Genomic DNA, 14,399 nt, shown 5'->3' with positions numbered 1-14,399 from the left:
AGATAGTTTGTATTTGTTATGATATATGGAAGATACTGCGAAAAATTAGGAAAAAAAATAAGCCTGAAGTAAAAACTTCAGGCGCTATAGTGTCAATCGTAATTTGAAAATTACATAGTAGCTGCAACTGGTACGGCAACTCTAACAGTTCCCCATCCAATAACTAAATCAGCACTTTTATCACCTTCTTTAAATGCCATAGAAAAAGCATCTAAAGATTCGGTACCCTTGCTAACTGCTCCTTTTACACGAACAACATCTGCGCTTTCATCATAAGAATAAGCACCCCATTGGTTTAATTTACTGTTTAAAATAACAGTCCATTCATTAGCTCCAGGGATGGTAAATAGAGAATATGTTCCGGCTTTTACTTCAGATCCACCAAAAGTTACATCTGTATAAAAAGTTACTTCCACAGCTTCATTCGCACCAGTTCTCCATACGGCACCAGCAGGAGCTAATTCTGCAATAGAACGCCCTTTTAATTGTGGTCTGCTATAGCTAACTTTAGCTACCTTCTCAGATACTTTGTAACTTGTAGGGTACGCAGCTACATCCATCGGACTCTTGTCTAATCCGCTAAATTTTTGAGCACTTGCTGTAGTACTAAATACTAAACATACTACTACGGCTGTAAGGGTAAGAATTTTTTTCATAATCATAAGGTTTTAATTTGAAACATGTACTAGAGTATATCTCTTAGTAATGGGGTACTAAAGTCGGGCAATTTTTCTAAACTTACAAAAAAAGAGAAATTAGAGTTGAAAATTCTGTTATAGTTTCATTTTAGTATTATTTTATAACTTAAAGTTTCATATTGTTACCTTTTTTTAATTTATGGTTTTTTTATTAAACCAATTCATGCATCTTTGCTTTAAAATTGCTTATAATATAGAATAATATGTGTGGAATAGTATGTGCATTTGATGTAAAAGAGAGTACTGAGGACTTAAGGCCACAGTTACTAGAGATGTCTAAAAAGATTAGACATAGAGGACCGGACTGGAGTGGAATATTTGCTAATGATAAAGCAATATTAGCGCACGAGCGTTTGTCTATTGTAGACCCAGCTTCTGGAAAGCAACCTTTATTCAGTAAAGATAATAAGTTGGTACTTGCTGCTAATGGCGAGATATATAATCATAGAGAGTTAAGAAAGCAGTTTGTAGGGAAGTATGATTTCCAAACAGAATCTGATTGTGAAGTAATATTGGCCTTATACCAAGAAAAAGGTGTGAGCTTTCTTGATGAAATGAACGGAATTTTTGGTTTTGCCATATACGATGCTGAAAAAGATGAATATTTTATCGCTAGAGATCATATGGGGATCATTCCTTTATATATGGGCTGGGATAAGAATGGTACTTTTTACGTAGCCTCTGAGCTAAAAGCCTTAGAAGGTATTTGTACTAAAATAGAACTTTTTCCTCCAGGGCACTATATGCATAGTTCTGATGGAGAGTTAAAGCAATGGTATACGCGTGATTGGATGGAATATGATGCGGTTAAGGATAACGAGACTAGCATAAAGGAAATTAAAGAAGCTTTAGAAGCAGCGGTGCATAGACAATTAATGTCTGATGTACCTTACGGGGTGTTACTTTCAGGAGGTTTAGATTCTTCGGTAACTTCTGCAATTGCTAAGAAATATGCTCAAAAAAGAATAGAGTCTGATGACGTTGCGGATGCTTGGTACCCACAATTGCACTCTTTTTCTGTAGGACTAGAAGGTTCTCCAGATTTAGCGGCGGCACAAAAAGTTGCGGATCATATTAAAACCATACATCATGAAATAAAATTCACGATTCAAGAAGGCTTGGATGCTATTAAAGACGTGGTGTATAACTTAGAAACATATGATGTAACTACTATTAGAGCTTCTACTCCTATGTACTTAATGTCTAGGGTTATTAAATCTATGGGGGTTAAAATGGTATTATCCGGAGAAGGGGCAGATGAATTGTTCGGAGGGTATTTATATTTTCATAAAGCACCAAATGCTAAAGAGTTTCACGAAGAAACTGTTCGTAAACTAAGCAAGCTTCATATGTATGATTGTTTGCGTGCGAACAAATCATTAGCTGCTTGGGGTATAGAAGGTCGTGTTCCTTTCTTAGATAAAGAATTTATGGATGTTGCGATGCGTATTAACCCTCAAGATAAAATGATTAACGGAGAGCGCATGGAGAAATGGGTTGTTCGTAAAGCTTTTGAAGATATGATTCCAGAAAGTGTAGCTTGGAGACAAAAAGAACAGTTCTCTGATGGCGTAGGGTATAGCTGGATTGATACTTTGAAAGAAGTAGTAGCCGAGGAAGTTTCTGATGAACAATTGGCAAATGCTAAATTCAGATTCCCGTTACAGACACCAACATCAAAGGAAGAATTTTATTACCGTGCAATTTTTGAATCACATTTCCCTTCAGATGCAGCGGCGCTTTGTGTGCCACAAGAGGCTTCTGTAGCGTGTAGTACTAAAATTGCATTAGAATGGGATGAAGCGTTCAAGAATATGAACGATCCATCTGGTAGAGCAGTAGCCAACGTGCATTCAGATGCTTACGTAAAAGCTTAAATATTGTAAATAAGAATTACCACTGTTTTCAGTTTTAATTATAATTAGTCGAAAAGAAGCACCCTATTAGGGTGCTTCTTTAGTATTGAAAACTACTGATTTTTTCAAAAGGAGTCGCCTAGCGCATTTTCCACAATTATTGTTGATAACTTACTGTTGTCATTTTGTTATAAAACCCTATTTCCATTACGTATTGCTTATATTTGTAAGATTGCTAAATTTATATTGAAACCATTAATTTATGAGCGAAGAAGCAAATAAAGACGAGCAAAAAAAGAATAATTACTCAGCGGATAGTATTCAGGCCCTAGAGGGTATGGAACATGTACGTATGCGTCCTTCCATGTATATTGGAGATGTAGGAGTTAGAGGTTTACATCACTTGGTATACGAGGTTGTAGATAACTCTATTGATGAAGCAATGGGTGGACATTGTGATACGATAAGTGTTGCAATTAATGAAGATAACTCTATTACGGTTAGAGATAACGGTCGTGGTATTCCGGTAGATATTCACAAGAAAGAAGGCGTATCGGCATTACAAGTTGTAATGACCAAGATTGGTGCTGGTGGTAAGTTTGATAAGGATTCTTATAAAGTATCTGGTGGTTTACACGGGGTAGGTGTATCGTGTGTGAATGCATTATCTACACATTTAAAGGCTACCGTATTCCGTAATGGTACTATTTACGAACAAGAATACGAAAAAGGAAAAGCACTTTACCCAGTAAAAAGTATTGGAGAAACAGAGATTAGAGGTACAGAAGTTACCTTCTATCCAGATGAAACTATCTTTACGCAGACTACAGAGTTTAGCTATGAAACGCTTTCCAATAGAATGCGTGAGCTTTCTTACTTGAACAAGGGTGTTGCTATTACAATGACAGATAAGCGTCAGAAAGATAAAGACAGTCCTAGTGGTTTCCTAGAAGAGCGTTTCTTTTCAGAAGAAGGGCTAAAAGAATTTATAAAATTCCTAGACGGAAATCGTGAGCCATTAATTAATGGCGTGATTTCTATGGAAGGTGAGAAAAATGGTATTCCTGTTGAGGTAGCGATGGTCTACAATACATCGTATACAGAGAATCTGCATTCTTATGTGAATAATATTAACACTCATGAGGGTGGAACACACTTATCTGGTTTTAGAAGAGGATTAACAAGTACTTTAAAAAAGTATGCGGATGCTTCTGGAATGTTAGATAAATTGAAGTTCGAGATTCAAGGAGATGATTTTAGAGAGGGATTAACAGCTATTATATCTGTAAAAGTTGGTGAGCCACAATTTGAGGGTCAGACGAAAACTAAATTAGGAAACCGTGAGGTTTCTGCTGCGGTTAGTCAGGCGGTTTCAGAAATGTTATCAGATTACTTAGAAGAAAATCCTGATGATGCTAAAGTGATTGTACAGAAAGTTGTTCTTGCTGCTACTGCGCGTCATGCTGCTACCAAAGCGCGTGAAATGGTACAGCGTAAAACAGTAATGAGTATTGGTGGTTTACCTGGTAAACTATCAGATTGTTCTGATCAAGACCCTGTAAATTGCGAAGTATTCCTAGTAGAGGGAGATTCGGCGGGTGGTACGGCTAAACAAGGTCGTGACCGTATGTTTCAGGCTATTCTGCCATTAAGAGGTAAGATTCTTAATGTGGAAAAAGCAATGACGCACAAGGTTTTTGAAAATGAAGAAATTAAAAACATCTATACTGCCTTAGGGGTTACTATAGGTACTGAAGAAGATAGTAAGGCGCTTAACTTAGACAAGCTTCGTTACCATAAGGTAGTGATTATGTGTGATGCGGATGTCGATGGTAGCCATATTGAAACTCTTATTTTAACATTCTTCTTTAGATATATGCGAGAGTTGATAGAAGGTGGTCATGTTTACATTGCTACACCTCCATTATACTTAGTTAAAAAAGGAACTAAAAAACGTTACGCTTGGAATGATAAAGAGCGTGATGAGATAGCAGAAAGCTTTAATGGTAGTGTTGGTATACAACGTTACAAAGGTCTTGGAGAGATGAACGCAGAACAACTGTGGGATACAACCATGAATCCGGAGTTTAGAACATTAAGACAAGTAACTATTGATAATGCGACAGAAACAGATCGTGTTTTCTCTATGTTGATGGGCGATGAGGTTCCACCAAGAAGAGAATTTATAGAGAAAAATGCTGTATATGCGAACATTGATGCATAGAAAACAGTAATTACACAACAAAAACTCGCACTTAAAGTGCGAGTTTTTTAGTTTTAGGGCAAATACAAAAAATCATGAAATATATTTTTCTATTTGTCAGTTTTATTATGTGTGCAACAGGAGCAGCACAATCTAATTTTAATGATATTTTTGCTGCAGGAGTTGCAGATGCAGAACGTTTTACAAATGCCTATATGGCGCCACTATCAGAAGGTATGGTGTATAGTATTTCTAACGGATGGTATAATTCTGGAGAAGCTAAGCCGCTTGGTGGTTTTGAGATTTCAATAATAGGAAACATGGCTTCTTTTAAAAATAAAGAAGATAAAAAGACTTTCGTATTAAATACTGCGGATTATGATAATTTACAGTTTGTAGATGGGAGTGTTTCTAAAATAGTCTCTTCAGGCCTTGGGGATTTAGAAGGAATCAGAGTGTTTGTAGAAGGAGAGATTGCTCCGGGAGTAACAAGTAGAGAAGAGTTTGAGTTGCCAACAGGTTTGGCCTCCGAAAACATTAACTTTGTTCCTTCCGCATTTTTACAAGTTAGTGTAGGTCTAATTAAAGGTACTGAGATTAAAGCTCGTTTTCTTCCTAAGATAAATACCGATGATGTGGCTGTAGGTTTTTATGGTGTTGGTTTGCAACATGAATTCACAAGCTTATTACCAGCAGAGAAAATTTGGCCAGTAGCAATATCAGGAGTTATAGGGTACACACATTTAACAGGGACGTATAACTTTACAGATACGGATCTTATTGCAGGAGATAATCAGGAGATTGATGCAAAAATAAATTCATGGAATTTTCAAGCAGTAGTTTCTACAAAATTACCAATTATTAATTTTTATGGTGGTTTAGGGTATATCTCAGGGAATTCTAAGACAGATGTTCTAGGTACATATATTGTACAGCAAGGACCCTTTCAGCAAACTATTGAAGATCCATTTACTTTAACTAAAAAAGTTTCGGGAGCTACAGCAAACATAGGAACAAAATTAAAACTTGGTTTTTTTAGGTTGCATGCAGATTATACGATCGCGCAATTTAATAGTTTATCTGTAGGAGTGAACTTTGGGTTTAGGTAAGTAAAAGAAAATTAAAATATATAAATAAGGGTTGTCTATATACTATAGGCGACCCTTATTTTTTTTATTGGTTTTGTGGTGGTATTTCCTTTATGAGTGTAAAAGTGTTCTAAGAATTAATGCTTTAAATTTAAGTGATAAATCTTATTATTTATATTCTATTTTTTCTTATTTTAGTAGGAAAATATGTACTAATTATTTATATTTTCATATAGCTGTAGCGTTGTGAATATCGTATGTGTTAATTTATTACGATCAATATGTGGAAAAAAGTTCTTAAAATATTTGCGATCTTATACTTTCCTATATTAATTCTAACCTTTGTATTAATTTTTTACCAGAAAGAAGAGCAGCTTTCGGGTTTGGTTCAGGTGGAGGAAAGAGGAGCTGCCTATAAAAAGAATTATTTATTAGACTTGTATACTTCCTTAGTATTCAGTACCCAATATTGGAGTGAAATTGATTATCCTAAAGATTTTGATCCTTTAGGTGAACACTCAAAATTTATCGATAATTATATTGAAATTATTAATGGGTTTCAAGATTATGATCAATTTCGTTTTTTAGACCTTGAAGGAAAAGAATTTTTTCGGTACCAAAGGGAAGATGATAAAAATATGGTGTTTGGGCCATTACAGAATAAAGAAAACAGGTCCTATGTTCAAAGTGGTTTAGCGCTTATACGCGGTGAAATATTTCTATCAGCTATTGATTTGAATAGAGAGAATGGTGTTTTAGAAACCCCTTACAAGCCGGTTGTTCGTGGGGTGGCACCCATCTTTAATACTTTAAATGAGAAAATTGGTATTGTGGTGATTAATTACAGAATGAGCCGAATTTTAAATCAATTAAAAGCGCAAATCACCAACGGTAATTTTTATTTAACAGATGCCAATTTCAATATCATCACTTCCAATACAAGGCCTTATGATTTAGGGTATGAGATTCAAAAATCAGGAAAAGCCGTACTAGAGAATTATAGTTTAACTCATTTACCCTTAAAAAAAGCCATTGATACAAATTTTGTAGATCAAGAGAGTGTGTGGACTTTTAAAGTTTTTGATTTTAAAAAAGACTTCATTTCAAAAGAAGGAATTTTCAGTACAATTCCAATTATTATTACCCCCACAGATTGGGTTATTGTTCAAGAAATCTCACCAGAATTTCTAGGTACTTGGTTTTTGCCTCTGTATAAAGATTTCCTTATTTTTAATTTTTTTGCTGTTATAGCGCTGCTTATTCTTTCGTATTATTTTATTAAGTCCAGGAAGCAACAAGAGCAGTTTTATGTGGCCCTTGAAGCTAAAAATAAAGCATTATTGGGGAGTAAAGCGCAATTAGAAAAAAATAACTACCAGATACAAGATATTAATAAAAGTCTTTCAATTAAAAATGATCAGCTAAAGGAGTTTAATTATTTAGTGTCACATAATTTAAGGTCTCCGGTGACTAGTTTGTCTGTTATTATAGATATGCTAAAAGAAGAGAAAGAGCCGGATAAAATTAAAGCGTTACTGCCTAAAATGGCTACTGTTTCCAATAGTATTTATGAATTAACAGAAGATATTAGGGCGTATATGGCCATACTCGATCAAAATGAAATCAAGGTTGAATTTTTGAATGTTCCTAAATTGATAGCGCTGGTTAAAAATGAATTTTCAGACTTAATGCTCGGTGAACAAAATCTCAAGGTGCTTGTTGATTTTAAGGAATGGGAAGCGGTAAGTTTTTCAAAGTTGTACTTAAAGAGTATTCTTCAAAATTTCATTTCAAATGCAATAAAGTATCGAGATACAGAAAAAAGTGAATCTTATGTGTTATTTGAAGGTAAGATAGAAAATGGAGCCAAGGTTTTGTATGTTAGAGATAATGGTGTCGGTATTAATTTAGAACGTCATGGTGCTAATGTATTTAAGCTCTATAAGCGTTTTCATAGAAATATATCAGGAAAAGGGGTAGGGCTGTTTCTAGTAAAATCACAACTAGAGGCATTAAATGCTCAAATAAGTGTAGATAGCAAAGAAGGGCTCGGTACTTCTTTTAAAATTAATTTTTAAGCAATGAAAAAAGGAAACATTTTATTGGTAGATGATGATGAAATTTATCTGTATTTGGTAAAAAAAATACTCAGTAAAATTTCTGAACGAATAGCGATAAGTTCTTTTACGGATGGGGAGCAGGCAATTAATTTCATCACGAACCAAACAGAGGTTCATCAGGAAGTTCCTGAAGTTATTCTATTAGATGTAAATATGCCATTCTTAGATGGCTGGGGTTTTTTAGTAGAATTTGAAAAGTTGAAGCCTAAATTAGAAAAATCGATTAGAATTTACTTGGTAACTTCTTCTGCTTTACCTTCAGATAAGCAAAAAGCCAAGGAGTTTCAAGAATTAACGGGTTATTTTGTTAAGCCGATTACAGAGGATAACCTAAAAAATATTCTCACAGAAGTATATGAAACCAATTTCTAAAAAGATAATAGTTTCCTCTAATATTAGGGACTGATTTGCTAAATAGGGGAAAGAAAATTATATACATAAGCTAGCGTTAAAACCAGCTTATGCATGTATTTTAAGTTTACTGTCTCTCCGCCAGAATAGCACCGTCTGTTTCTTGTAATGTAGATTGTACTAATATTACAATATCATCTGGCATGTCTGTTCCTGGATATGAAATGGTATATGTTTCGTCGGTTTTCTTCCAACTAAAATCAGTTTGTACCGTAAGACCTTTGTTTTCGTATTGGTGATACCTTCCTAAGTAAGCATCATTAAAAATCCATTCAGATTCTGTCTTAATAATTTTTTGATTTACGGAATTGCTTTCAATGGTATTGGTCCATATGCCAATAACGGGATCATTGTTAACAGTTGTTTTAGAGCAACTTGCAAAAAGTAACATAGCACAAAGCGCTATGAAAGGGGAGTGCTTTTTCATAGTAAGTAGGTTTAATTTGGGACGATAAACATACTAAAGATGACTGGTTTTTTTATATTTTTTTCGACCAACGGTAAAATTTTGTAGGAAAATTCGTCAAGATGCACTTTTCTTTAACATTTGTAAGTCGGTTTTTAAGTAAAAAAACTAACAAAATTCAATTTTAAAAGTCAATGTTTAGGCTATATTTTCTATTAAATTTCAGTATTTTTGGAGCAATTAAATCAATATAAAAAAAATAAAATGAAAGTTACAGTCGTAGGAGCAGGTGCTGTTGGTGCAAGTTGTGCTGAGTACATCGCCATAAAGAATTTTGCATCAGAAGTAGTATTGTTAGATATTAAAGAAGGATTTGCAGAAGGTAAAGCAATGGATTTAATGCAAACAGCTTCTTTAAATGGTTTCGATACAAAAATAACTGGTATTACTAATGATTATTCTGCAACAGCAGGTAGTGATGTTGCGGTAATTACTTCAGGGATTCCTCGTAAGCCAGGAATGACTAGAGAAGAATTAATAGGGATCAATGCAGGTATAGTTAAGACGGTTTCTTCTAATCTTATTAAATATTCACCAAACGTTATCCTTATTGTTGTTAGTAACCCAATGGACACCATGACATATTTGGTGCACAAAACTACAGGATTGGCTAAAAATAAGATTATTGGTATGGGCGGTGCTTTAGATAGTGCTCGTTTCAAATATAGATTAGCAGAAGCATTAGAATCACCTATTTCTGATGTAGACGGAATGGTTATTGGTGGTCATAGTGATACTGGTATGGTTCCATTAACAGGCCATGCAACACGTAATAGTATCAAAGTTTCAGAATTTTTATCTGAAGATAGATTAACTCAAGTAGCAGAAGATACTAAGGTAGGTGGAGCAACATTAACTAAATTATTAGGAACTAGTGCTTGGTATGCGCCAGGAGCAGCTGTTTCTAGTATGGTTCAGGCAATTGCTTGTGATCAAAAGAAAATGTTCCCATGTTCTGCTTATTTAGAAGGGGAATATGATTTATCTGACCTTTGTATTGGAGTTCCGGTAATTTTAGGAAAAGATGGTATTGAGAAAATAGTAAATATTCCTTTAAGTGATGCTGATAAAGCTAAAATGCAGGAAAGTGCAGCAGGCGTTAAGAAGACTAACGATTTATTAGAGCTATAATTTGCGCTAGTAATTAAATAAAACAAGGGCAGTTGTCGGTTTGATAACTGCCCTTGTTTATAAAAGCAAAAAATATTGTCAATTCCTTACTTAAATGATATATTTGCACGCTTACAAAAAAAAACCAGAAATTAATATAGTAACTAATGCAGAATAAAGGACTTATAAAGCTTTTCGCTTTTTTGTTTGGATTGGTAAGTATTTATCAATTGTCTTACACGTTCATAACGAACAATGTTGAAAAGAAAGCAGCAACCTATGCTACTAACAGTATTTCTAGTACTGAAACTGATTATTTAGATCAAAGAAAAGATTTAGAGGTCAAGTATTTAGACTCTATTGGAGAGGAATCTATAATGGGATTTACTTCCTATAATGATGCTAAAAAGAAAGAGCTAAATAAAGGTTTGGATTTAAAAGGTGGTATAAATGTTACCCTTCAAATATCTGTAAAAGATATTTTAAAAGGTTTAGCAAATAATACAACAAATGCAGAATTCAACAAAGCAATAGCAAACGCAGATGCCGCTTCAAAAAGCAGTAGCGATACGTATGTTGATTTATTTTTTCAAGAATTTGACAAAATAAAAGACGTAAAGAAAGATTTAAAATTAGCATCTCCTGAAATTTTTGCGAATAAAGGTTTAAGCGATGTTATCAACTTTCAAATGACCGATGATCAGGTGAAGCCTATCATCAGAACTAAAATAGATGAATCTATTATTTCAGCATTTGAAGTACTAAGAGAACGTATTGATGGTTTTGGGGTTACACAACCTAACATCCAAAGAGAAGGAACATCAGGTCGTATTTTAGTAGAATTACCTGGAGCAAAAGATATCGCGCGTGCTCAAGAATTACTTTCTAGTACGGCGCAATTGGAGTTTTGGGAAACGTACAGACCAGATAATCAAAACTTGAGTCAGTTTTTGTTTGCAGCAAACGAAAAACTTAAAACTCTTGTAGAGGTAGATGAACCAGCAACGGTTACGAAGCCAGAGTCAGAGATAGATTCTCTTTTATCGGATGTAGCTCAAGATTCTATTGATTTTGCTAGTGAGGTAAATCCTTTAATTAGCTTATTGATTCCTGCTGATCCAGGAGGGCAAGCTTTCGTAAGAGCTTCAACTCAAGATACCGCACAGATTTCTGCTTATTTAAAAATGCCAGAAATTAGAAGATTGGTTCCTAAAGAATTACAATTTGTAAAATTCTTATGGGAAAGACCAACTGAAGGTGCGGAAATAGTTGGTTTGTATGCAATACAATCTAACAGAGCAGGTGTGCCAAGAATTAGTGGAGATGTAGTTAGTGATGCTCGTGATGATTTTGATCCTCGCAACAGACCTGCGGTAACTATGAGTATGAATACCAAAGGGGCTAAAGAATGGCAGAAACTTACTAATGATGCAAACCTTAATGGTACCGGTATCGCAATTGTTTTAGATAACAAAGTATACACTGCTCCTGGAGTAACTCAAGTTGGAGGTATATCTGGTGGTCGTTCGGAAATAACAGGTGCATTTACTATAAATGAAACTAAAGATATTGCAAACGTTTTAAGAGCAGGTAAGTTACCAGCGAAAGCAGAAATTATAGCATCAGAAATTGTTGGTCCATCTTTAGGGCAAGAAGCAATTGATAGTGGTTTTAATTCTTTCGCTATAGCCATGGTTTTTGTTTTAGTTTGGATGATCTTCTATTATGGTAGAGCTGGTGCTTTTGCTGATATTGCATTATTATTCAACATACTTTTAATCTTTGGTGTATTAACAAGTATCAAGGCGGTATTAACATTACCTGGTATTGCAGGTATTGTGTTAACTATTGGTATGTCTGTTGATGCAAACGTTCTTATTTTTGAACGTATTAAAGAAGAAATTGCTAAGGGTAAAGGGAAGTCATTGGCTATTGCAGATGGTTTTAGTAATGCACTATCTTCTATTTTAGATGCGAACATTACTACAGGTTTAACCGCAGTTATCCTATTTGTTTTTGGTTCTGGACCAATTAAAGGTTTTGCTACAACATTAATCGTAGGTATTTTAACCTCATTATTCACGGCTATTTTTATAACTCGTTTATTAATTGAGTGGTACTTAGCTTCAAAAGATAGAAAATTAGAATTTTCTACAGGAGTAACTAAAAACTTATTCAAGAACGTACATATTAATTTCTTAGGGAAAAGAAAAATTGCGTACATCGCTTCTACGGTATTAGTAGTAGTTGGTTTATATTCTTTATTTTTTGGTCCTGGATTACAGCAAGGTGTAGATTTCGTAGGAGGTCGTTCATACCAAGTTCGTTTTGAGCAGCCTGTGAATCCATCAGAAATGGCTACAGAATTAAATGGTGTCTTTGGTAGTGGTACAAATGTTAAAACTTATGGTGAGGATAATCAAGTAATGATTACAACACCTTACAAGGTAAATGTAGAAGGTATAGAAGTTGATACTGAAATTCAGAATAAATTATTTACAACCTTACAGAAGTACTTCCCTGATGGAACAACATTTGCAGATTTCTCTGTAGCAAATGATGATAAAGCTATTGGTATCATGTCTTCTAAAAAAGTAGGTCCTACCATTGCTGATGATATTAAAAACAATGCTTTTTGGGCTATTATTGGGTCTTTAGCGGTTGTGTTCTTATATATTTTATTCCGTTTCCGTAAATGGCAATTCTCTTTAGGAGCGGTTACTGCTGTATTCCATGATGTATTAATTGTACTTGGTATCTTCTCTATTTTTGGTAAAATCATGCCTTTTAATATGGAAATAGATCAAGCCTTTATAGCAGCGATACTAACGGTAATTGGATATTCACTGAATGATACCGTGGTAGTTTTTGACCGTATTCGTGAGATTATTGCGGAAAGAGGTTGGAGTGCTGGAGAGAATACGAACTTAGCTTTAAATAGTACTTTGGGAAGAACTTTGAATACATCTTTAACCACTGTTATTGTACTTCTTGCAATCTTTGCTTTCGGTGGAGATTCCTTAAGAGGATTTATGTTTGCTATGATTATTGGGGTAGTAGTAGGTACCTACTCTTCATTATTTATCGCAACACCTGTTATGTTTGATACTTTAAAGAATAGTACTCAAGAAGGTGTTGTTGAGACAGAAGAAGTAAAATAAATACTATTTGTATATATAGAAAAAGCCGCTAATTAGCGGCTTTTTTTAGTTTATAATAGTTCCTACAGAGCCATTGGGGTCTTTCGTGAGGATGTATTTTTGTTTCGGAGTAAGTCCGTATTCCTCTCGGTGAGAGACAAAAATAATAGCAGTGGTGGACTCTGCTGCAATTTTATTAGTCAAAGCAACAAACAGTGCTGCGCTCTCATCATCTAAATTCTCTGTAGGTTCATCTAAAATTAACACCAAAGGGTGTTTGATCATGGCTCTTGCAATCATTACCAAGCGTTGTTCACCAACAGGGAGCTCTGTGAAGATAGCTTCTGCTTTATGATTCATTTTAAGCACTTCTAGCCATTCCTCCGCAATTAAGGACTGACTTTCTGTTGGAAGTTTGTAAAGGCCTATAGAGTCATTTAAACCTGATATAAGCATGTTTTTTACTGTATGAGTGCGTTTAAAATTATGAGTCAAGGTGGGTGCGTAGTAGCCTATTCTTTTTTTAATATCCCAAATGGTTTCGCCACTACCTTTTTTCTTTCCGAATAAATAGAGTTCTTGGTTATATCCTTTACTATTTTCTCCTGTAATTAAAGATAGTAAGGTAGTTTTTCCACTACCATTCTTTCCTATCAATTGCCAAAACGAACCTTTTTTAATTTCCCAAGTAATGTTTTGTAATATAGGTTTCTGTTCAAAATGTACATTTATATTTTTTAGACTTATTAATACGTCTCCTTCGTAATCTAACTTTTTAAATGGTTTAGGAAGCGCTCTAGTAAAAGGATTTTCTAAATTGAATTCCGTTTCTTTGCCTATTCGCTGTAGATTTCCATGGAGTAGAAGTTCATATCTATTCTTGATGAAAGCTAAGGCATCTGCTTTTCTGCTTAAGATGACTATAAATAATTTGGTAGCAGTATGTTCTAAAATAGTAGTTTTTAAGTCTGCAACAGATTCTTGATCTAAATTATCAAAGGGATTGTCTAAAACTAGAAAATCAGCATCAGCTGCTAAAAGGTAATTTAATACAATTTTTCGCTGTTCTCCGCTAGACATTGATTTTAAACTCTGTGTTGTGTTTTTTGTGGCAATCTTCAGTTCGTGTACTTCTTCCTCGAAAATCAATTCTTCAATCTTGGACTTAGAAAGAACATCTCCTTTGAGGTTTTGTATAGCATCTAAATCTAAAGGATTTTGAGGGTCAAGAAGCTTAGATATTAAGCTTTTTATTGGGCTATTGTTTTGAGTGAAGATAAGAGTATGAGACATGCTTCAATAAAATT

General features: G+C 34.4%; 10 protein-coding genes. 7 read left to right on the top strand and 3 right to left on the bottom strand.

What is annotated here, in order from left to right; translation table 11 throughout:
• Nucleotides 1-110 precede the first annotated feature (110 nt).
• On the bottom strand, nucleotides 111-656 hold the full coding sequence (locus M666_RS00445) for a DUF2911 domain-containing protein (protein WP_029445419.1): 546 nt from the start codon (nucleotides 654-656) through the stop codon (nucleotides 111-113).
• Nucleotides 657-901: 245 nt separating this feature from the next.
• Here M666_RS00445 and asnB point away from each other — a divergent pair, with 245 nt between their 5' ends.
• The 5 genes from asnB (at nucleotide 902) to M666_RS00420 (ending at nucleotide 8,337) form a co-directional block, all read left to right on the top strand.
• Nucleotides 902-2,575, top strand: coding sequence for an asparagine synthase B (gene asnB, locus M666_RS00440; RefSeq protein WP_024479472.1), 1,674 nt, complete (start codon nucleotides 902-904; stop codon nucleotides 2,573-2,575).
• 241 nt (nucleotides 2,576-2,816) lie between these two features.
• Nucleotides 2,817-4,778, top strand: coding sequence for a DNA topoisomerase (ATP-hydrolyzing) subunit B (gyrB, locus tag M666_RS00435; protein WP_024479473.1), 1,962 nt, complete (start codon nucleotides 2,817-2,819; stop codon nucleotides 4,776-4,778).
• Nucleotides 4,779-4,852: 74 nt separating this feature from the next.
• Entirely contained in the window at nucleotides 4,853-5,866 is a 1,014-nt protein-coding gene (locus M666_RS00430) for a DUF6588 family protein (RefSeq protein WP_029445420.1), read from the top strand.
• A 260-nt stretch (nucleotides 5,867-6,126) separates the two neighbouring features.
• Nucleotides 6,127-7,923 (top strand): sensor histidine kinase, encoded by a 1,797-nt coding sequence (locus tag M666_RS00425; RefSeq protein WP_029445421.1) that lies wholly within the window; start codon nucleotides 6,127-6,129, stop codon nucleotides 7,921-7,923.
• A 3-nt stretch (nucleotides 7,924-7,926) separates the two neighbouring features.
• Nucleotides 7,927-8,337 (top strand): response regulator, encoded by a 411-nt coding sequence (locus M666_RS00420; RefSeq protein WP_024479476.1) that lies wholly within the window; start codon nucleotides 7,927-7,929, stop codon nucleotides 8,335-8,337.
• A 106-nt stretch (nucleotides 8,338-8,443) separates the two neighbouring features.
• Here M666_RS00420 and M666_RS00415 read toward each other — a convergent pair whose 3' ends face one another.
• Entirely contained in the window at nucleotides 8,444-8,803 is a 360-nt protein-coding gene (locus tag M666_RS00415) for a hypothetical protein (protein WP_024479477.1), read from the bottom strand.
• 243 nt (nucleotides 8,804-9,046) lie between these two features.
• Here M666_RS00415 and M666_RS00410 point away from each other — a divergent pair, with 243 nt between their 5' ends.
• The gene (locus tag M666_RS00410) at nucleotides 9,047-9,973 is read left to right on the top strand and encodes a malate dehydrogenase (protein ID WP_024479478.1); all 927 of its coding nucleotides are present in this window, start codon (nucleotides 9,047-9,049) and stop codon (nucleotides 9,971-9,973) included.
• 146 nt (nucleotides 9,974-10,119) lie between these two features.
• Nucleotides 10,120-13,113, top strand: a complete 2,994-nt coding sequence (secDF, locus tag M666_RS00405) for a protein translocase subunit SecDF (protein WP_029445422.1) — start codon at nucleotides 10,120-10,122, stop codon at nucleotides 13,111-13,113.
• A 45-nt stretch (nucleotides 13,114-13,158) separates the two neighbouring features.
• Here the strand turns inward: secDF and M666_RS00400 are convergent, their stop codons facing one another.
• Nucleotides 13,159-14,385, bottom strand: coding sequence for an ATP-binding cassette domain-containing protein (locus M666_RS00400; protein ID WP_029445423.1), 1,227 nt, complete (start codon nucleotides 14,383-14,385; stop codon nucleotides 13,159-13,161).
• Between the last annotated feature and the right edge of the window lie 14 nt (nucleotides 14,386-14,399).

It is taken from the genome of Cellulophaga baltica 18 (genome assembly GCF_000468615.2).
GTDB classification, from domain to species: Bacteria; Bacteroidota; Bacteroidia; order Flavobacteriales; family Flavobacteriaceae; genus Cellulophaga; species Cellulophaga baltica.
Note: the sequence above shows the minus strand (reverse complement) of the source record. Positions and strands in the feature narration are given on the sequence as shown.